At 66.7% G+C, this 20,231-nt stretch carries 13 protein-coding genes and 2 pseudogenes; 5 read left to right on the forward strand and 10 right to left on the reverse strand.

Annotated features, from left to right (window positions below; all coding sequences use genetic code 11):
• From U4Z31_RS35230 to gltP, 3 genes are all read right to left on the reverse strand, one after another.
• Positions 1-642 (reverse strand): electron transfer flavoprotein subunit beta/FixA family protein (locus tag U4Z31_RS35230; protein WP_321812805.1); only part of this gene is annotated, 642 nt, incomplete at its 3' end.
• 176 nt (positions 643-818) lie between these two features.
• Positions 819-2,096, reverse strand: a complete 1,278-nt coding sequence (locus tag U4Z31_RS35235) for an aminotransferase class V-fold PLP-dependent enzyme (protein WP_321812806.1) — start codon at positions 2,094-2,096, stop codon at positions 819-821.
• A gap of 53 nt (positions 2,097-2,149) precedes the next feature.
• On the reverse strand, positions 2,150-3,478 hold the full coding sequence (gltP, locus tag U4Z31_RS35240; RefSeq protein WP_321812807.1) for a glutamate/aspartate:proton symporter GltP: 1,329 nt from the start codon (positions 3,476-3,478) through the stop codon (positions 2,150-2,152).
• Positions 3,479-3,652: 174 nt separating this feature from the next.
• Here gltP and U4Z31_RS35245 point away from each other — a divergent pair, with 174 nt between their 5' ends.
• Entirely contained in the window at positions 3,653-4,570 is a 918-nt protein-coding gene (locus U4Z31_RS35245) for a LysR family transcriptional regulator (protein ID WP_321812808.1), read from the forward strand.
• 66 nt (positions 4,571-4,636) lie between these two features.
• Here the strand turns inward: U4Z31_RS35245 and U4Z31_RS35250 are convergent, their stop codons facing one another.
• Complete coding sequence (locus tag U4Z31_RS35250; RefSeq protein WP_321812809.1) at positions 4,637-5,509, reverse strand: LysR family transcriptional regulator; 873 nt, start codon at positions 5,507-5,509, stop codon at positions 4,637-4,639.
• 120 nt (positions 5,510-5,629) lie between these two features.
• Between U4Z31_RS35250 and U4Z31_RS35255 the strand changes: the two genes are divergently transcribed.
• The 4 genes from U4Z31_RS35255 (at position 5,630) to U4Z31_RS35270 (ending at position 8,911) form a co-directional block, all read left to right on the forward strand.
• Positions 5,630-5,758 (forward strand): hypothetical protein, encoded by a 129-nt coding sequence (locus U4Z31_RS35255; protein WP_260428143.1) that lies wholly within the window; start codon positions 5,630-5,632, stop codon positions 5,756-5,758.
• Entirely contained in the window at positions 5,755-6,444 is a 690-nt protein-coding gene (locus U4Z31_RS35260; RefSeq protein ID WP_124489809.1) for a glutathione S-transferase family protein, read from the forward strand. Before U4Z31_RS35255 ends, U4Z31_RS35260 begins: the two co-directional genes overlap by 4 nt.
• Positions 6,445-6,648: 204 nt before the next feature.
• Positions 6,649-7,956, forward strand: a complete 1,308-nt coding sequence (locus tag U4Z31_RS35265; RefSeq protein WP_044846949.1) for a dicarboxylate/amino acid:cation symporter — start codon at positions 6,649-6,651, stop codon at positions 7,954-7,956.
• Between the two features lie 13 nt (positions 7,957-7,969).
• Positions 7,970-8,911: an amino acid ABC transporter substrate-binding protein gene (locus U4Z31_RS35270; protein ID WP_044846950.1), complete on the forward strand. Its 942-nt coding sequence runs from the start codon at positions 7,970-7,972 to the stop codon at positions 8,909-8,911.
• 256 nt (positions 8,912-9,167) lie between these two features.
• Here the strand turns inward: U4Z31_RS35270 and uvrA are convergent, their stop codons facing one another.
• The 6 genes and pseudogenes from uvrA to U4Z31_RS35300 all read right to left on the reverse strand — a co-directional run.
• Complete coding sequence (gene uvrA / locus U4Z31_RS35275) at positions 9,168-15,062, reverse strand: excinuclease ABC subunit UvrA (RefSeq protein WP_321812810.1); 5,895 nt, start codon at positions 15,060-15,062, stop codon at positions 9,168-9,170.
• A 293-nt stretch (positions 15,063-15,355) separates the two neighbouring features.
• Positions 15,356-16,822, reverse strand: coding sequence for an amino acid racemase (locus tag U4Z31_RS35280; RefSeq protein ID WP_321812811.1), 1,467 nt, complete (start codon positions 16,820-16,822; stop codon positions 15,356-15,358).
• A pseudogene (locus tag U4Z31_RS35285) lies at positions 16,819-18,089 on the reverse strand (dicarboxylate/amino acid:cation symporter). The gene U4Z31_RS35280 and the pseudogene U4Z31_RS35285 overlap by 4 nt, the downstream one beginning before the upstream one ends.
• 183 nt (positions 18,090-18,272) lie before the next feature.
• Positions 18,273-19,187 carry a LysR substrate-binding domain-containing protein gene (locus U4Z31_RS35290; protein WP_044846953.1) on the reverse strand — a complete coding sequence of 305 codons (915 nt, stop codon included), beginning with the start codon at positions 19,185-19,187 and terminating at the stop codon, positions 18,273-18,275.
• Positions 19,188-19,293: 106 nt separating this feature from the next.
• Positions 19,294-19,602 (reverse strand): H-NS family nucleoid-associated regulatory protein, encoded by a 309-nt coding sequence (locus tag U4Z31_RS35295; protein WP_124489813.1) that lies wholly within the window; start codon positions 19,600-19,602, stop codon positions 19,294-19,296.
• Positions 19,603-19,768: 166 nt separating this feature from the next.
• A pseudogene (locus U4Z31_RS35300) lies at positions 19,769-20,231 on the reverse strand (phosphomannomutase/phosphoglucomutase); the annotation flags it as partial.

The following is a 20,231-nucleotide window of genomic DNA, read 5'->3' on the forward strand; positions in this document are numbered from 1 at the left end:
ACGCGGCGTGACATCCACACCGAGGTCTTCCGGCTTCACCGTTTCCAGCGGCTTCTTCTTCGCCTTCATGATGTTCGGCAGCGTCACGTAACGCGGCTCGTTCAGGCGCAGATCCGTGGTCACCACTGCCGGCAGTTGAAGCGACAGCGTTTCCGCGCCGCCGTCGACTTCGCGTGCAACCGTTGCCTTACCGTCGGCGATCGTCACCTTCGACGCGAACGTCGCTTGCGGCAGGCCGGCCAGCGCGGCCAGCATCTGGCCCGTCTGATTCGAATCGTCGTCGATCGCCTGCTTGCCGAGGATCACCAGTTGCGGCTGTTCCTTGTCGACCAGCGCCTTCAGGATCTTCGCGACAGCCAGCGGCTCGACGCTGTCGTTCGACTCGACGAGGATCGCGCGATCCGCGCCGATCGCCAGCGCCGTGCGCAGCGTTTCCTGCGCTTGCGTCACGCCGACCGATACCGCGATCACTTCGGTCGCGACACCGGCTTCCTTCAGGCGCACCGCTTCTTCCACCGCGATTTCGTCGAACGGGTTCATCGACATCTTCACGTTCGCGATGTCGACGCCCGTGTTGTCCGACTTCACGCGGACCTTCACGTTGTAATCGACCACTCTTTTCACTGCTACGACGATCTTCACGCGCTGCTCCTCCATCGAGTCGTTGGCATCATCCGGTTTCGCAGGCCATTACACGCGCAAACCCGGCCGGCGACAACTATCCATTGACTCTGCCGGTCATAGCCCGAACCTATTGCGCCACGCGTTTCCCGGCGCCGAATGCGACACGGCCCGGATGATCCGGGCCGTGTCGTTGATCAGCGGTTCGCTGCCAGCGTGGCGGTAATCGCCAGGAATCGCGCGATATCGTCGGGCGCATGGCAATGGAGCGGCGATATCCGCACAGCGCCGCCGAGCCCGAACGATTTCAGCATCCGCCCCGAATACAGGCTCGACGCAACGCGCTCATAGACGATCACACCGTGCTTTTCGTATTCCCGCACCGCCTGCGTCGGTTCGAGGTTCGCGAAACCGATCCCGACGATCAGGTCGCGCTCCGTCAGGTCGTCGTGATCCCAGTAGACCTCGACACCGTCGATCGACCGCAGCCCGCGACGCCCCTCACACCCGTCGAGCAACGCGGCCAGCAGCGCGCGCTCATGCAGTTCGATCCGGTGCATGCCCTCGACGAACAGCGTGCGCCGATCGTCCGAATCGCGGAAATACCGGCCGATCCAGCTCACGTAATCGACGATCGACGTCACGACCGCGAATTGCGCGGGCGCCGGGCTGCCCAGTTCCCACACGCCCTGCTCCTTCGCGGCAAGCCGGTGATGCGGCAACGCGGCCGCGCGCGGCGACAGCCACGAGATGCCCGACCCGCGGCAACCGAAGAACTTGTACGGCGCGAAGTTGATACCGTCGACGGGCGTGCGCTGCACGTCGATGATGCCGTGCGGCGCATGCTGGACCGCATCGACAACGATGAACAGGTCCGGCTTCTTCTCCCGCGCACGCGCGACGATCGTCTCGATGTCGAATTTCGCGCCGGAGATGTTCGACGCGAACATCACGCTCAGCAGCGCGGTATCGGCGTCGACCAGCGACACGATCGCATCGACGTCCACGCCGCCGGTCTGCGGATTGCTCGGCGCGATGCGCAGCGTCTTGCCGGTACGTTCCGCGTAATACGTCATCGCATCGTACGACGACGGATGCTCGAGCACGGTTGTCACCGCATTGGTGCCCGGCACGTTCTCCATGATCGCGCGCACCATGTCGAACATCGCGCCCGACGCCGTCAGCGACGCATACACGGTGCCGTCGCGCGCGTTCAGGATCGTGCGAACGTCGTCCTCGCCGCGCGACTGGATCGCCTGGAGATCGAGCGCACGCTCATGGATGCGCTCCGGGCAGTCGGGCAGCGCATCGATCCGCGCGTAGGCGTCGACCGCGGCCTTCAGCCGGAACGATCCGCCCGCGTTGTCGAAGAACAGCCGCGCGCGGCCGTCGATATCGTGATCGACATGATGAAAGCGCGCCTTGACCTGCTGCATCAACGCGTCGGGAAAAAGTGCTCCGCGGGGACTGCTCATCTTCAATGCTCCTGTTTGCTTCCGAATGTTGTGCGATGCCTGCATGGCGGCGTTCAGCCGCGCAGCGATTCGAGGTATGCGCGGCCCTTGTCCGCGTCGTACTGGCCTTCCCATTTCGCGATGACGAGCGGCGCGAGCGCGTTGCCGACGAGGTTCAGCGCGGTGCGCCCCATGTCCATGATCCGGTCCACGCCGGCGATGAACGCCAGCCCTTCGAGCGGCAGTCCCGCGCTCGCGAGCGTGGCGAGCATGATCACGAACATGAAGCCGGGCACGCCCGCGGCGCCCTTCGACGTGACGACCATGGTCAGCGTCAGCAGGATCTGCTGCTGCCAGCCGAGATGCACGCCATACAGCTGCGCGACGAACAGCGTGCCGATGCCGAGATAGATCGACGCGCCGTCGAGGTTGAACGTGTAGCCGGTCGGCACCACGAAGGTCGTGATGCTCTTCGGCACTCCGTAGTCCTCCATCTTCTTCATCAGCTGCGGCAGCACGGTCGCCGAACTGCAGCTCGAGAACGCGATGATCAGCTCGTCCTTGATCACGCGCAGAAGCGTGACGATGCGGAACCCGAACAACCGCGCGGTCAGGCCGAGCACGACGATCGCGAACAGCAGGATCGCGAAGTAAGTCACGGCGACCAGCTTCAGCAGCGGCAGCAGCGACCCGAAACCGAAGCTCGCGACCGTCACCGCGATCAACGCGCACACGCCGACGGGCGCATAGCGCATCACCATATTCGTCACCTTGAACATCGCATCGGCCACGCCCTTGAGCATCGCGAGCACGGGCTTGCGGTGTTCTTCCGGCACGGCCTGCAGGCCGAGCCCGAACAGCAGCGAGAAGAAGATCACCGGCAGCAGGTCGCCCTTCGCCATCGACGCGACGATGTTGTCCGGGATGATGCCGAGCACCAGCGCCATCAGCCCGTGATGCGCCTGCTGCACCTGTTGGGTGGCTTGCTGGTAGCGGGAAATGTCCGTGTGCGCGAGTTGCGACATGTCGGTGCCGACGCCCGGCTGCAGCACGTTGCCGATCACGAGCCCGAGCACGATCGCGATCGTCGTGACCACCTCGAAATAGAGCAGCGTCTTCAGGCCGATGCGGCCGAGCGACTTGCCGTCGCCGACGCCCGCGATGCCGATCACCATGCTCGTGAACACGATCGGCACGACGATCATCCGCACGAGCTTGATGAAGATGTCGCCGGCCGGCTGCAGCAACCCGGACACGGCCGTGTCGCGCAATTGCGGAAACCGGTTCAACACGAGCCCGGTCGCGATGCCGACGACGAGCCCGATGACGATCTGCCACGCGAGGCCGAAGCGCGGCTTGCGCGCTGCGTCCGGGACGGGCGGGGATTCAATGACGGTGTCCATGCTGTCTCCAAATAAGGGGGGCGGTCGAACGCTGGATACGATGCGGCGCGGCGTCTGACGAACGCGCTCGTCGAACAACGCGACGGGAGAACCTTAAGCAGCCGAAATAGGTAAAAAAAGCGATTTTTTGATATGCGAAAATATCGCTTTTCCTCATCTATCGAGTACCCGGCGATGCTCACGTTCAAGCAGATGGAAGCGCTGTACTGGATCGTGCGACTCGGCTCCTTCGACGCGGCGGCGACACGCCTCAACACGACGCAATCGGCCGTGTCGAAACGGATACAGGAACTCGAACGCACGTTCGACCTGACGGTGTTCGACCGCGCGCATCGCAGCGCCCGGCTCACCGACAAGGGCGCCGAACTGTTCGATCACGCGAAGGCGTTGCTCGAACAGCGCGACCGCGTCGTCGAGCGGATGAGTTCGAAGGAAGCGCTGGTGCGCCATGTCCGGATCGGCGTGACCGAACTGACCGCGCTGACCTGGCTGCCGCGCCTGGTCGCGGCGATCCAGGCCGCCTATCCGCGCGTGCACGTGGAGGCGGAGGTGGACCTGACCGCGGTGCTGCGCGATCGTCTCGCCGCCGACACGATCGACCTGATCGTCGTCCCGCAGATTCATGCGACGGAATCGTTCGCGGCGACGGTGGTCGGCGAAGTCGACAATGCGTGGATGTGCGCGGCCGGGTTCATGCCGAAGCGCAAGACGGCGATTTCATTGACGGACGTCGCGCAGTTTCCGCTGATCCTGCAAGGGACCCTGTCGGGCACGGGGCATCTGTACACGCGCTTTCTGCAGGAACATGGCGTTGCGATGCAGCGCGTGCTGTCGAGCAACAGCCTGATCGCGCAGATCGGCCTCACGCTGTCGGGGCTCGGCGTCAGCTATCTGCCGAAGGCATGCGTCGCGCACCTGGTCGCGTGCGAGGCGCTGGAGATCGTGCGCACGCGGCCGGCGCTGCCGCCGGTGCGCTACGTTGCGCTGCATCGTGCGGAACGCGCCCATTCGCTGACCGCCGAGATCGTCCGGCTGGCGGCGCAGGCGTGCGATTTCAGCACGAGCCTGCTGGACCCCGGTGCACATGATTAGGGTTCCGAACGACATGGCAAACCCATGGCGCGATGCGCCCGCATCGCCGCGCACCGAAGCACACGGTCAGATCTTCAGCGTCGTCGACAGATATTTGAATACGGTCGAGACCCGCAGCAGATGTCGCGATTCCCGGTGGGCCAGCACCCACATCTCGGTCCGGCAGTCGGGCAGGACATCGGTCAATTGCACGAGATCGGAGCGGCCGCGTGTCAGAAACATCGGCAGGATGCCGACGCCCATGCCCAGGGCGACCAGCTCCATCACGGTCAGGATGCTGTCGACCTTGTAGTGCGGCACCACTTTCCTGAAATGACGTTTGCGCCAGATGACCGACGGGTGGCCCGGCAGCGCGTCGTCCGGCGCGATCCAGCGTGCCTTGCCCGCCGTGACGTCTTCATAACGGCGTACTGCGGCGTCGTGCCTCGACGCGAAAAGCGCCACGTCGATCGACCCGACATGCTTGCCCACCAGATATTCCGGTGGCTGCCGGGTCGCACGCACCGCGATATCGGCATCGCGGCGCCCCAGGTCGGCGATCTCGTTGCCGGTGTTCAGCTCGTACGCAAGCCGCGGGTGGATGGCTTCCAGCTGCTTCAGCGCCGGCCCGACCAGCCCGTGCAGAATCGTGTCGGTGGTGGTGATGCGCACGGTGCCCGCCACTTGCTCGGGCACTTGTTGCGCGATCGAGCGGGCCGATTCGACCTGCACTTCCACTTGCTCCGCGTGTTCGGCCAGCGCCAGCGCGATTTCCTTCGCGCGATAGCCTGAGCGGGTCCGTTCGAACAACTGCTGCTGCAGGCCGCGCTCGATCCGCCTGAGGTTGCGAAACACGGTCGACGCATCCACGTCCAGTCGCTCGCCCGCCTGAACCAGCGTGCCCGAGCGGGATAGCGCCAGTATCGTTTCGAGGTCTGCTGCGCTGAGCTTGTATGGCATCCGGTTATCCCCCGTGCATTGCATTTTTGCAATCCGTCATTGTAATCATGCGTATTGCCCAAGCACTTCCGCAATGTCAAATTCGGTGCCGCCTTGCCAACTCTCCCAACGGGTGCCGATATGAACCAATCGATTTCGACGAGTGACAATGCCGCCGCCTATGGCGTGTTGCGGCTCCGCGTGGCGTTGGGCCGGCGCAGCCAGCGCTTCGCGCCTGACGTGGCCTGCCACGGCGAGGCGACGACATGAGCACGCCCCAATACCACCTCGTCAGCCACGTGCTGTGCCCCTACGTCCAGCGCGCAGTCATCGTGCTGACCGAAAAAGGCGTGCCGTTCGAACGGACGGACGTCGACCTGGGCAACAAGCCGGACTGGTTTCGCAGGATTTCCCCGCTCGGCAAGACCCCCGTGCTGGTCGTCGATGGCGCGCCCATCTTCGAATCGGCCGTGATCTGCGACTACCTCGACGAGACGCTCGCGCCGCGGCTGCATCCCGATGCGCCGCTAGAGCGGGCGCGGCACCGCGCGTGGGTCGAGTTCGCATCGGCACTGCTGAACGCCGTGTGGGGGTTCTACACGGCTGCGGACGAAACGGCGCTGGCCGCAGCAACCCGTGACATCCGCGCACGATTCGAGCAGCTCGAAGACACGCTCGGCACCGGCCCGTATTTTGGCGGCGCGCACTTCAGCATCGTGGACGCGGCATTCGGGCCGGTGTTCCGCTACTTCGACGTGTTCGAGCGGATCGACGACTTCGGGTTCTTCGCGGGCTTGCCCAAGGTCACTGCATGGCGGCAACGGCTCGCCGAACGGCCGTCCGTGCGCGCAGCGGTCCGGGCCGACTATCCGCAGCGGCTGATGGAGTTCCTGCTCAAGCGCGGCTCGATGCTGTCGACGCGTATCCGCGATCACGTATTGCGCATTCAGGATTGAACCGAACCGCTTTTGCGTGCCGGCGCCCCGTATCGGGTTGCGCCGGCACCGGGCTCAGGGTGCCACCGGCACGATCTTTGCCGGGCAATCGGTCGCGACACGGCGCTAGCGCAAACCCGCCCCCGGTTGCACTGTTCATCGCCGTTCGGGTCCTGTATTGTCCTTCCATCCCCGGTTGCGGAACCGGTGCATGGGAGGCGCACGATGCAGAAAAAAAATGCTGCAGCCGTCTGGATCCTGATCGCGATGGTGGCAGGCATCCTGATCGGCTACATGATCTTCACGAGCTTTCCCGACAAAAAAGCCACCACCGAAATCGCCGGATACATCTCGCTCGTGTCCGACGTGTTCCTGCGGCTGATCAAGATGGTGATCGGCCCGCTGGTGTTCTCGACGCTCGTCGTCGGCATCGCGCACATGGGCGACGCGGCATCGGTCGGGCGCGTGTTCGCGAAATCGATCGGCTGGTTCGTCACCGCGTCGCTGATCTCGCTGCTGCTCGGGCTGTTCATGGCGAACCTGCTGCGGCCCGGCGAGAACCTCGGCCTGCCGCTGCCGGACATCGGCGCATCGGCGAACCTCGCGACCTCCAAGTTCACGCTCAAGGATTTCGTCGGCCACATGGTGCCGAGGTCGTTCGCCGAGGCGATGAGCAACAACGAAATCCTGCAGATCGTCGTGTTCTCGATGTTCTTCGGCGTCGCGCTCGCGGCGCTCGGCGAGCGCGGCAAGATCCTCGTCGCCGCGATCGACCAGCTGTCGCACGTGATGCTCAAGATCACCGGCTACGTGATGAAGCTCGCGCCGCTCGCGGTGATGGCCGCGATGGCCGCGACCGTCGCGGTCAACGGGCTGTCGGTGCTGCTGAAGTTCGCGGTGTTCATGGGCGACTTCTACGTGAGCCTGTTCCTGCTCTGGGCCTTGCTCGTCTGTGCCGGGCTGCTGTTCCTCGGGCCGCGCGTATTCAAGTTGCTGGTGCTGATCAAGGAAGCATTCATGCTGTCGTTCGCGACGGCCAGCTCCGAAGCCGCGTATCCGAAGATCCTCGATGCGCTCGACCGGTTCGGCGTGCGACGCAGAATTTCGAGCTTCGTGATGCCGATGGGCTATTCGTTCAACCTCGACGGTTCGATGATGTACTGCACGTTCGCGTCGCTGTTCATCGCGCAGGCGTACAACATCCACCTGTCGATCGGCACGCAGATCACGATGCTGCTGGTCCTGATGCTCACGTCGAAGGGAATGGCCGGCGTGCCGCGCGCATCGCTCGTCGTGATCGCCGCCACGCTGCACCAGTTCGGGCTTCCGGAGGCCGGCCTGCTGCTGATTCTCGGCGTCGATACGTTCCTCGACATGGGCCGCTCGGCCACCAACGCGGTCGGCAACTCGATCGCGAGCGCGGTGGTCGCGAAGTGGGAAAACCAGCTCATGTCGGAAGCGGAAGCCGAAGCCAATCTGGCACGCATCGAAGCGGAACAGGAAGCGACGATTGCGCATCCGACGGACGTCTGACGGAGGCCCGGCGATGAAGATGCAGCGATTCTGGCGTGCGCTCGCGCTCGCGGGCCTGCTTGCCGCGGGCGCGACCGCGCGCGCGGAAGATGCGCCGTCCACGCCGCCGCGCGTCGAGCCGTTCGCGCCGGCCCGACTGACCGGCACGCTCGCGAAGGTGCGCAGCAGCGGCACGATCGCGCTCGGCTATCGCGACGCGTCGATCCCGTTCTCGTATCTGAACGCGCGCAACCAGCCGATCGGCTATTCGATCGAGCTCTGCAAGGCGCTCGTGTCGTCGATCGAGGATGCGGTCAATCGGAACCTGACGATCCGCTGGGTGCCGGTCACGTCCGAGAACCGCATCGACGCGGTGGTCAACGGCACGGTCGACCTGGAATGCGGCTCCACGACGAGCAACCTGGAGCGCCAGAAGCGCGTGGCGTTCTCGCCGATCATCTTCGTGGCCGGCACGAAGGTGATGGTGAAACGCGGCTCGCCGATCCGCTCGTTCCGCGATCTCGCGGGCAAGAAAGTCGCGGTGACGGCCGGCACGACCAACGAGAAGGCGCTGCGCGACCTGGACGCGCGGTTCAGGCTCGGGATCCAGCTGCAGGTGGTGCCGGATCATGCGCAGGGCTTCGCGCTCGTCGCGAGCGGCGGCGCCGATGCGTTCGCGACGGACGACGTGCTGCTGTACGGCCTGATTGCCGTGAATGCGGGCAAGGGCGGCCAGTACGACGTGGTCGGCGACTTCCTGTCCTACGACCCGTACGGCATCATGTTCCGCAAGGACGATCCGCAGCTCGCGCAGGTCGTGAAGAGCACGTTCGAGGAACTGGCCGTCGACGGCGAGATCACGCGCCAGTACAAGCGCTGGTTCCTGCGCCCGCTTCCGTCGGGCATGAGCCTCAACCTGCCGATGAGCCCGCAGCTGGAGACCATCATCGAGACGATCGGCGTCAAGGGCGAATGAGATAGCGCCGCCGTCTTCCGCTCGACCGGGACGAGCCGTTCCTGTCGCGCGTGATGCGGCGGCGTCACCGGCGTCGCCGGCGTCACCTACGTTGCGCGGCAGCCGCGACGCATCCGGCCACGCTATCCCGGGCAGCCATGTATTCATGCCGGGGGCCCGATCGACGGGATGTCGCAGCGGCCGATCGCACGGACGAATGCAAAAGCGGCCCCGGTGCCTGCCCAGACACCGGGGCCGCTCACCGGCAGCACCGCGTTCAACCGACCCGCGCTTCGCCCTGCCGCTCCGCTTCGCCGTCTTGCGCCGCCGTTCGCGCCAGCACCGGCTTCAGCGCGTGCCCGGTATGGCTCGCCTTCACCTGCGCGAGCCCTTCCGGCGGCGCCGCCGCGACGATCGTGCCGCCGCCCACGCCGCCTTCCGGACCGAGATCGATGATCCAGTCGGCTTCCGCGATCACGTCGAGGTCGTGTTCGATCACGACGACGCTATGCCCGCCGTCGACCAGCCGGTGCAGCACGCGGATCAGCTTCGCGACGTCGGCCATGTGCAGGCCGACCGTCGGCTCGTCGAGCACGTACAGCGTGTGCGGCGCCTTCTGGCCGCGCCGCGTGATGTCGTCGCGCACCTTCGTGAGCTCGGTCACGAGCTTGATCCGCTGCGCCTCGCCGCCGGACAGCGTCGGCGACGGCTGGCCGAGCGTCAGGTAGCCGAGGCCGACGTCCTTCATCAGCTGCAGCGGATGCGCGATGTTCGAAATCGGTGCGAAAAATTCCACCGCTTCATCGATCTCCATCGTCAGCACGTCGCCGATGTTCCGGCCGCGCCACGTGACCGCGAGCGTCTCCGGATTGAAGCGCTGCCCGTGGCACACGTCGCACGGCACCTTCACGTCGGGCAGGAAGCTCATCCCGATCGTGCGCACGCCCTGCCCTTCACAGGCCGGACACCGCCCGTCGCCGGTGTTGAACGAGAAGCGCGACGCCGTGTAGCCGCGCGCCCGCGCCTCCAGCGTATCGGCGAACAGCTTGCGGATCGTGTCCCACACGCCGATGTAGGTGGCCGGGCACGAGCGCGGCGTCTTGCCGATCGGCGTCTGGTCGACTTCGAGCACGCGATCGATCTGCTCCCAGCCGCTCAGCGACGCGCAGCCCTGCCACGCATGCGTGACGTTCAGCGACGGCCGCGGCGCGCTGCGTGCGAGCACGCTCGCGCGGCGGTTCGTGGCCGGCGCATCTTGCTGCGCGGCCTTGCGCGCGCGCCGCGTGGCCGGCGACGACAGCACCGAGCGGCCGACCGCGTCGAGCAGGTTCGTCATCAGCACGTCGCGCGCGAGCGTCGACTTGCCCGAGCCGCTGACGCCCGTCACCGCGACGAGCCGCGCGAGCGGAATGCCGACGGTGACGTCACGCAGGTTGTGCAGCGTCGCGCCGTGCACGGTCAGCCAGCCCTCCGGCACCGCCGGTGCGCCCTTCTTGCCCGCGACGCTCACCGCACGGCGCGGCTGCAGCGGATGCGTCATCGGCTGCGCGAGCAGGCGGCCCGTGACCGAATCGGGCTGCGCGGCCAGATCCGCGACCGCCCCTTCGGCGACCAGCGTGCCGCCGCGCTTGCCGGCGCCCGGGCCGACGTCGATGATGTGGTCGGCGCGGCGAATCGTGTCCTCGTCGTGCTCGACGACGACGAGCGTGTTGCCCTTGTCGCCGAGCTTGCGCAGCGCGTCCAGCAGGATCTGGTTGTCGCGCGGATGCAGGCCGATGGTCGGCTCGTCGAGCACGTAGCACACGCCCTGCAGGTTGCTGCCGAGCTGCGCCGCGAGCCGGATGCGCTGCGCTTCGCCGCCCGACAGGCTCGGCGCCGCGCGATCGAGGCTCAGGTAGCCGAGCCCGACTTCCTCGAGGAACGCAAGGCGGCTGCCGATCTCGCTGACGATGTCGCGCGCGATCTGCGCGTCGCGGCCGGTCAGTTCCAGCGCGTCGATCCAGCGGCGCGTATCGGACACCGTCCACTGCGCGACCTCGACGATCGGATGCGCGTCGAACGTGACCGCGCGCGCGGACGGGTTCAGGCGCGTGCCGCCGCAATCCGGGCACGGCTCGTTGCCGACGCCTTCCGGTTCCTGCTCGTCCGACGGCAAGGTCTGCTCGCGGCCGCGCTCGTCGCCGGCGAGCACCGTGTCGTCGTACGCCGCGCGCTGTTCGCGCGTGAGCGTGACGCCGGTGCCGACGCAGGTCGTGCACCAGCCGTGCTTGCTGTTGTACGAGAACATCCGCGGATCGAGCTCCGGGTAGCTCGTGCCGCACACCGGGCACGCACGCTTGACCGACAGCACCTTGACCTCGCCGACGCGCGCGGTCGAATGGTCGTTCTGCATCGCGTGATGCAGCCCGTCGAGCGGCGCCAGCAGGTGCATCACGCCCTTGCCGAGCTCGAGCGTCTCGTCGAGCAGGCGCCGCAACTCGGCCTCGTGGTCCGGCGACACGACGATGTCGGCCACCGGCAGCTCGATCGTATGCTCGCGGAAGCGGTCAAGCTTCGGCCAGGGATCGACCGTGACGAACTCGCCGTCCACGCGCAGATGCGTGCTGCCGCGCGCCTTCGCCCACTTCGCGAGATCGGTATACACGCCCTTGCGGTTGACGACGAGCGGCGCGAGCAAACCGACGTGCTCGCCGCGATGGTCGCGCAGCAGCTGCGCGGCGATCGACTCGACGGTTTGCGACGTGACGGGCGTGCCGTCGTGGATGCAGTGCTGCAGGCCGAGCTTCACGTACAGCAGCCGCAGGAAGTGCCAGACTTCGGACGTGGTCGCGACCGTGCTCTTGCGGCCGCCGCGCGACAGCCGCTGCTCGATCGCGACCGTCGGCGGAATGCCATATACGGCGTCCACTTCCGGCCGCCCGGCCGGCTGCACGATCGAGCGCGCATACGCGTTCAGCGATTCGAGGTAGCGGCGCTGGCCTTCGTGGAACAGGATGTCGAACGCGAGCGTCGACTTGCCGGAACCCGACACGCCGGTGATCACGTTGAACTTGCCGTGCGGGATGTCGACGTCGAGCGCCTTCAGGTTGTGCTCGCGCGCGTTGACGATCCGCACGACGTCCTCGCCCTCGATCGCGCGCCGCTCGCGGGCGGCGTTCAGCACGGCCTGCAGCGGCACGCCTTCGTCGGCGAGCGCGGTTTCGCCGTCCATCGCGCGGTCGTACTGCAGCAGCGCGACGCCGGTGTGCGATTGCGCGCACGCCTTCACGTCGTCGGGCGTGCCCGCGCACAGCACGAGGCCGCCGCCGTCGCCGCCTTCCGGGCCGAGATCGATCAACCAGTCGGCCGCGCGGATCACGTCGAGGTTGTGCTCGATCACGATCAGCGAATGGCCGGCCGCGAGCAGCTTGCCGAACGCCTGCATCAGCTTCGCGATGTCGTCGAAGTGCAGCCCGGTGGTCGGTTCGTCGAACATGAACAGCTTCGCGCGCGCGATGCGCGCCTCCTCGCTGGCGATCCGGCGCCCGCCCGCGGCGGCGGCCGATTCGGCGAGGAAGCCGGCCAGCTTCAGCCGCTGCGCTTCGCCGCCCGACAGCGTCGGAACCGGCTGGCCGAGCTTCACGTATTCGAGGCCGACATCGACGATCGGCTGCAGCACGCGCAGCACCTCCGCGTCGGTCGTGAAGAACGCGGCCGCCTCGCTGACGGTCAGGTCGAGCACGTCGGCGATGTTCAGCGCGCGGCCGTCGCGCTCGATGCGCACTTCGAGGATCTCTGCGCGGTAGCGGCTGCCGTCGCAATCCGGGCAACGCAGGTAGACGTCGCTCAGAAACTGCATCTCGATGTGCTCGAAACCCGAGCCGCCGCAGGTCGGGCAACGGCCGTCGCCCGAGTTGAAGCTGAACGTGCCGGCGCCGTAGCCGCGCTGCAGCGCGAGCGGCGCCTTCGCGAACAGCTTGCGGATCTCGTCGAACGCGCCGACGTAGCTGGCCGGGTTCGAGCGCGTGGTCTTGCCGATCGGCGACTGGTCGACGAACACGACGTCGCCGACCTGGTCGGCACCCGTCAGATTGCGGAACGCGCCCGGCGACTCGGTCGCCTTGCCGTGATGGCGCGCCATCGCCGGATAGAGCACGTCCTGCAGCAATGTCGACTTGCCGGAGCCCGACACGCCCGTCACGCACACGAGCCGCTGCAGCGGAATCTCGACCGTCACGTCGCGCAGGTTGTGCTCGGTCACGCCTTCGAGCACGATGCGCGGCGTGTTCGCGTCGACCGGGCGACGCGCCCAGTTCGACGCATGCGCGACGTGCTTGCGGCCGCCGAGATATTCGCCCGTCAGCGTGCGCGCGGCACGGATGTCTGCCGGCGTGCCGTCGTAGACGATCGTGCCGCCGCGCTCGCCGGGGCCCGGGCCCATGTCGATCAGCCGGTCGGCCGCGAGCATCACCGACGGATCGTGCTCGACCACCACCAGCGTATTGCCCGCGTCGCGCAGCCGCTGCATCGCCTCGACGATTCGCGTGAGGTCGCGCGGATGCAGCCCGATGCTCGGCTCGTCGAGCACGAACAGCGTCTTGGTCAGCGAGGTGCCGAGCGCGGTGGTCAGGTTGATCCGCTGCACCTCGCCGCCCGACAGCGTGCGGCTCTGCCGGTCGAGCGTCAGGTAGCCGAGCCCCACGTCGCACAGGTATTTCAGGCGCGTGCGCACCTCGGCGAGCAGCAGTTTCAGCGCATCGTCGAGCAGCGCGCTCGGCAGCGTGATCCCGTCGAAGAAGCGGCGGATGCGCTCGATCGGCAGTAGCATCAGGTCGTGCACCGTCAGGCCCGGCAGCGCTTCGAGCTGCGCGCGCGTCCAGTCGACGCCGCGCGGCATGAAACGATCGGCGGGCGCGAGCACCGCATCGGCGTTCGCCTTCGAGCCGAGCCGCCACTGCAGCGATTCCGTCTTCAGGCGCGCGCCGCCGCAGACCTCGCACGGCGTGTAGCTGCGGTACTTCGACAGCAGCACGCGGATATGCATCTTGTACGCTTTCGATTCGAGATAGCCGAAGAAGCGTTTCACGCCGTACCACTGGCTCTGCCATTTGCCGTTCCAGTCCGGCGAGCCGTTGATCACCCAGTCGCGCTCGGCGTCGGTCAGGTCGGACCACGGCGTGTCGCGGCGGATGTCGGCCTTCGCCGCGTAGCGCATCAGGTCGTCTTGGCACTCCTTCCAGGCGGGCGTCTGCATCGGCTTGATCGCGCCGCCGCGCAGCGTCTTGCGCGCGTCGGGGATCACCAGGCCGAGATCGACGCCGATCACGCGGCCGAAGCCGCGGCAGGTCTCGCACGCGCCGTAGGCCGAGTTGAACGAGAATAGCGCCGCCTGCGGCTCCGCGTAGCGCAGGTCGCTGTCGGGATCGTGCAGCCCGGTGGAGAAACGCCACACCTGCGGCTCGGCCAGCGCGTTTTCCGCTTCCGGCGCGAGCACGTAGACGTTCACGCGGCCGCCGCCGCGCTTCAGCGACGCCTCGATCGCCTCGACCACGCGCACCTTGTCGGCCTGCTGCACGCGGAAGCGGTCGGCCACCACGTCGAGCAGCTTGCGCGGGCCGGTCGGCGACGCGACTTCGCGCTGCGCCTGCACGCGCGTGTAGCCGCTCGCGGACAGCCACTGCGCGATTTCTTCGTCGGACACGCTTTCCGGCAGCTCGACCGGGAACGTGACGACGACGCGCGGATCGTCGGCGCGCGTGCGCTCGACGAGTTCCGCGTAGATCGTCTCCGGCGTGTCATGCCGCACCTGCCGCGCGGTCTGGCGGTCGAACAGCTCGGCCGCGCGCGCGTACAGCAGCTTCAGGTGATCGTTGAGCTCGGTCATCGTGCCGACGGTCGAACGCGAGCTGCGGACCGGATTGGTCTGGTCGATCGCGATCGCGGGCGGCACGCCGTCGACGCGCTCGACCTGCGGACGGTCCATCCGGTCGAGGAACTGCCGCGCATACGCGCTGAAGGTTTCGACGTAGCGCCGCTGGCCTTCCGCGTACAGCGTGTCGAACACGAGGCTCGACTTGCCGGAGCCCGACGGGCCGGTGACGACCGTCATTTCGCCGGTGCGCAGGTCGAGATCGAGGTTCTTGAGGTTGTGCTGACGTGCTCCGCGAATGCGGATCAGATTGCTGGATGACAATTTGCCTGCCCGTCTGAATGAGTTAGCCGGATTTCACGGTGCCGGAACGCTGCGGCGGATGCCCGCAGGCGCGGCGCACGTGCCGCACGGGTCATGCCCGCGCCGCTCGAGTTCGACGGATACTATACTGTATATTCATACAGTTTTCCAAGAACGGTGCGAAGCCGGGAACAAGCGCCGGATCACGCCGGCTTTTCCGGACGGCGGCTCGATCATCGAAGCGCGCCGAACGACTCGCGCTTCCGGAGCGTCTGCCGCTCGCGCTCGCGCCCCGCACCGGCACCGGCACCGGCTCAGCCGCCACCCGCCATCGCATACGCAATGCACGTGCGGGCGAGCACGTCGGTCGGATCGACGAGCGTCGCCCGACGCCCGTCCCGCGCGACATATTCGCCGCCCGGCAGCAGGATCGGCAGCTCGGTGCAGCCGAGCACGATCACCCGCACGCCCTCTGCAATCAGCGCGTCGACAGCGGCGCCGATATCGTCCTTGCACTGTCCGGTCGTGAAGCCGGCCTTCACGCCCTGCTTCCCGTAGATCGCTTCCATCACGCGCGCCTGCAATGCGGGCGTCGGTGCAACCTGTCGCAATCCTTGCGATTCCAGCGCCTTCTGATAGACCCCGCTTTCGATCGTGCCGGATGTCGCGAGCACGCCAACGTCGCGCAGCCCCGGATACGTATCGCGCAGATGCGCGACCGTGACGGTCAGCATGTTGACGACCGGAATGCCGAGGTACGGCTGGATCCGCTCGACGAACGCATGCGCGGTGTTGCACGGAATCGCGATGACGTCGGCATCGCCGTCCTCGAGCTTCTTGCAGGTCGCGTACAACGCGATCGTCGGGTCCGTGCCGGTGCCCGTCAGGTTCTCGGTCCGGTCGGGAATCTGCGGATTCTGCTCGACCAGCAGCTTGATGTGTTCCTGATCGCGCGACGCCGGCGTGTTGCGCACGATCTTGTCGAGGAAATCGACCGTCGCGGCCGGCCCGACGCCGCCGACCACGCCGACCTTGAACGGCGCCGCGCGCGAACCGGCGTGCCCGGTCACCGCGTACTGCGCATACGCGAGGTTCGAATCGACGAGCGGCACGCGCAGCGGGCCGATGGCGTCCGCGACCAGTGCGATCTCGGTCAGGCCGGGGACGATCACCTGCACGCCCTGATCGATCAGGTCCGCGCATGCGCGGCGCAGCAGGTCGACCGGCCGGCCGCGCAGATTGCCGCGCTTGATGCCGTCGGCCCCGTAGACGGCTTCCGTCACGAGATCGATCCCGTCGTGCGTCCGCGGATGAACGACGTCGAACTGCGGCGACGGGAAATACGTGTCGAAGAGTCGCTTGTCCCGCACGTAGTCGGAAGCCAGCACGCCGATGCGCGTCGCGTCCGGGTATTTGCGCCGCACGTGGTGGCGAACGGCTTCGACGATATCGACGATCGGCAGGCGCGTATTCGCCTTCAATTCGTCGATGAACGTGTGACTCAGGAAACACGGCAGCACGACCGTCGTCACGCCGCGCTTCTCGAACTGCCGGATCATGTCGAACACGTACAGCTTGCGCTCGATGGTCGCCGCACTGCCGGACCCCGACCCCTTGAACGGGTATTGCTCGAAGATCATTTCGGCGTGTTCCTCGTCGGACGACGCCGGCGTCGCCTTCACCATCTTGAAGAACACGTCGGCACTGCCCAGCGGCCCCAGGCCGCCGACCACGCCGAATTTTATCCGCGCATTCACGCTATCCGTATCCGTGCGCATCATGCGTTCAGCTCCGACTGTTCGAATACGGCGTCCTGCGATTTCACGGCGCGCCGCGTCTCCCACTTCGCGATCACCGCCGTCGCCACGCTGTTGCCGATCACGTTGGTCATCGTGCGGCCCATGTCGAGGATCTGGTCGATCGCGAGCACCATCGCGACGCCGGCCACCGGCAGATGGAACATCGGCGCGACCGCCGCGACCACGACCACCGAGCCGCGCGGCACGCTCGCCATGCCCTTGCTGCTCAGCATCAGCACCAGCAGCATGAACACCTGCTCCGACAGCGGCATGTGCACGCCGAACGCCTGCGCGATGAAGATGGCCGCGAACGCCTGATACATCATCGAACCGTCGAGGTTGAACGCGTAGCCGAGCGGCAGCGTGAACCCCACCACCTTCTTGTCGACGCCGAAGCGCTCGAGCTGCTCGGTCAGGCGCGGATAGGCGGCCTCGCTGCTGGCGGTCGAGAACGCGATCAGCGCGGGCTCGCGCACGGCCTTCAGCACCCGACGCGCCGCCCGAGAAACACGTAGCCGACGCCGATCAGGATCGCCCAAAGAACCAGCAAGCCGAGATAGAACGCGCCGATCAGCTTCCCGTACGTGTAGATCACGTCGAGCCCGCGCAGCGTGACCGACGACGCGATCGCACCGAACACGCCGAGCGGCGCCGCGCGCATCACGTAGTTCGTCAGGCGCAGCATCACCGGCACCATGCCGTCGATCGCCTGGATCACGACGCTAACGCGCGGGTCGCGCTTCAACGCACTCAGCGCGACGCCGAGAAAGATCGAGAACACCAGGATCTGCAGGATGTCGTTGCGCGCCATCGCATCGAGCAGGCTGGTCGGGAACGCATGCGTGATCACGTCCCGGGCGTTCAGCGCGGCGGTGTTCAGTCCGGTGTTGACCTCGCCCGCGCTCGCCATCAGGTTCAGGCCGGCGCCCGGCTGCAGCGCATTGGCCATCACGAGGCCGAGACTCAACGAAATCAGCGACGCACAGACGAACCAGCCGATCGAGCGCAGGCCGATGCGGCCGACGTCCTCGCCGCTGTCCATGCCGGCCAGGCCGGACACGAGCGTCACGAACACCAGCGGCGCGATGATCATCTTGATCAGGCGCAGGAAGATGTCGGTGACGATCGAGAAGTAGCCGGCGATCGTCTTGAGGGTGGCCGGGTCCGCGATGTTGGCGTGGCACGCATAACCGGCGACGACACCGAGGATCATGCCGACTGCGATGCTTAAGGTGAGGCGATTTTTCATGTCCATTCGTCCTTGGGTGGCACCCGGCCGCCGGAAGGCGGCGAGCGCTGCGAAGAAGGCCGCGCGACGCCGGTCGCGCGTCGCATGTGCCGTTGGAACGAATGGTAGGGACGGTCGAAAAAGCCGTGATGCCGGTGCGACATGGCGGTATGCGAGCGCCGCATAACGCGGGAAAACCCTGATTCAGCCGAGCCGGGCAGGCGCCGCGCGCAGATGCTGCCAGAGGGTGTCGAGGAATTCGCTGCGATTGGACACGTCGCGATACACGCGCAGCTCGACGTCCAGGTTCCACGCCGCCGGGCCGGCCGGCACGAGGTCGCCGGCCGCCAGTTCGGCGGCGATCGCGCTGCGGGGCAGCCACGCGACGCCCTCGCCTTCCATCACGAGCTTCTTGAGCACTTCGGCCATGTCGGACTCGTAGTGCAGTTGCAAGGCCGGCGCATCCGGTGCGCGGCCGAGCAGCAGCGCGAGACAGCGGCCGAAGTAGCTGGTTTCCGTGTAGGTAATCAGCGGCAGCGGATTCTGCTTCGTTCCGGGCAGGCGAAACGCGGGCGCCGATCGACGGTTCGGCCGGCACGCCGGCATCAGCGTGTCGAGGCCCACCGTCAGGTGCGCGTACTTCGCGGGGTCGAGATGGAGCGGCAGCTCCGGATGGTGATACGCGAACATCAGCTCGCAGTTGCCGTTGACGAGCATCAGGATCGAGTCGTGGACGTTCGTCGGAATGACGCGCGCGCGCACTTCACCGAAATGCGTCGCGAGCGCCTTGAGCCAGGCCGGCAGGAAACTCAGCGCGATCGTGTGACCCGCGGCGATCTGCAGGCTCTTGCCGGCGATCCGCTGCTCGGTGCGGATGATCGCGCGGGTATCGTACAGGCGGCTGATGACGTCTTCGGCCGTTTCGCGGAACAGGCGCCCGGCCGGCGTCAGCACCGGCGGAAAGCTGCTGCGGTCGATCAGCTCGGCGCCGATCCACTGCTCGAGCGACTGGATGCGGCGGCTGAAGCCCGATTGCGTGACGTTGCGAAATTCAGCCGCGCGCGAAAAGCTCTGGTATTGCGCGAGCGCGAGGAAATCCTCGATCCATTTGATTTCCATGGTGGCCTTGGAGGTCGCGGGTGAGCCTGCCCGCGCGTCGCCTGGGTCGTGGCGAAGCGCGGGCCGACGGACGCCTCCATTTTATGGGCAGCGGGCAATGTCGCGTTCAACCCTCCTGACGCTCGATCAGGAAGCGCTCGCGGCGCTTCCCCTTGATCCATGCCGGCTCGCGTCCCCGGCCGGACCACGTCGCCCCGGTGTTCGGATCGCGGTACTTCGGCGCGACGGCAGGCGTTTTTCGCGCCGTCCTTGCGGCACTGCCCTGACGGCCGAATATCTGTCTCGGGGTCAACCCATATTCGGCGACACGGGTACGGACCTCCTGCAGCACGGTCTCGAGTTCGGCCTGTCGCGCTTCCTCGGCACGTTTCATCAGTTCATTGGCTTGCGCCTTCAATTCGCGATAGCCTGACATCCCTTTCCTCCCAATTGCTCCGGCGCCATGAAAAGCCGAACGGGGCGCAAGCCCCGAACGGTTCGTTGTGTTGTCAACGGGTGGTGTCACGCGCGTGCACGCGACGCGGCACGAGGCCTGTCTCCCTATGCATCGGATGCGTCGGCGACACGCGTGCGCACGTCGTTCAGAACGGCAGCTCGACGTCCGGCTTCGCGGCCGTCAGCACGCGGCGGAAGTCCGCCTGGATGCGCTCGAGTCCTTCCTTGGTCTCCGCTTCGAACCGCAGCACGACCACCGGCGTCGTGTTCGACGAACGCGCGAGGCCGAAGCCGTCCGGGTACTCGACGCGCAGGCCGTCGATCGTCACGACTTCGTCGGCGCCGTCGAACTTCGCTTCCCTCTGCAGCTTCTCGATCAGGCGGAAGTTCTCGCCCTCCTCGAGCTTGAGTTGCAGTTCCGGCGTGCTCATCGCGTCCGGCAGCGCATTGAGCAGCGCGCTCGGATCGGCCGTCTTCGCGAGGATTTCGAGCAGGCGCGCGCCCGTGTAGAGACCGTCGTCGAAGCCGTACCAGCGGTCCTTGAAGAACACGTGGCCGCTCATCTCGCCCGCGAGCGGCGCGCCCGTCTCGCGCAGCTTCGCCTTCACG

The organism is Burkholderia sp. BCC1985, assembly GCF_905339915.1.
GTDB lineage: Bacteria > Pseudomonadota > Gammaproteobacteria > Burkholderiales > Burkholderiaceae > Burkholderia.

Coding starts and splice junctions, on each gene's coding strand:
- U4Z31_RS35270 (WP_044846950.1), top strand. CDS start 7,970: ATGAAGATGCAGCGATTCTGGCGTGCGCTCGCGCTCGCGGGCCTGCTT.
- U4Z31_RS35255 (WP_260428143.1), top strand. CDS start 5,630: ATGAACCAATCGATTTCGACGAGTGACAATGCCGCCGCCTATGGCGTG.
- U4Z31_RS35290 (WP_044846953.1), bottom strand. CDS start 19,187: ATGGAAATCAAATGGATCGAGGATTTCCTCGCGCTCGCGCAATACCAG.
- U4Z31_RS35250 (WP_321812809.1), bottom strand. CDS start 5,509: ATGCCATACAAGCTCAGCGCAGCAGACCTCGAAACGATACTGGCGCTA.
- U4Z31_RS35265 (WP_044846949.1), top strand. CDS start 6,649: ATGCAGAAAAAAAATGCTGCAGCCGTCTGGATCCTGATCGCGATGGTG.
- U4Z31_RS35260 (WP_124489809.1), top strand. CDS start 5,755: ATGAGCACGCCCCAATACCACCTCGTCAGCCACGTGCTGTGCCCCTAC.
- U4Z31_RS35235 (WP_321812806.1), bottom strand. CDS start 2,096: ATGAGCAGTCCCCGCGGAGCACTTTTTCCCGACGCGTTGATGCAGCAG.
- gltP (WP_321812807.1), bottom strand. CDS start 3,478: ATGGACACCGTCATTGAATCCCCGCCCGTCCCGGACGCAGCGCGCAAG.
- U4Z31_RS35245 (WP_321812808.1), top strand. CDS start 3,653: ATGCTCACGTTCAAGCAGATGGAAGCGCTGTACTGGATCGTGCGACTC.
- U4Z31_RS35280 (WP_321812811.1), bottom strand. CDS start 16,822: ATGATGCGCACGGATACGGATAGCGTGAATGCGCGGATAAAATTCGGC.
- U4Z31_RS35295 (WP_124489813.1), bottom strand. CDS start 19,602: ATGTCAGGCTATCGCGAATTGAAGGCGCAAGCCAATGAACTGATGAAA.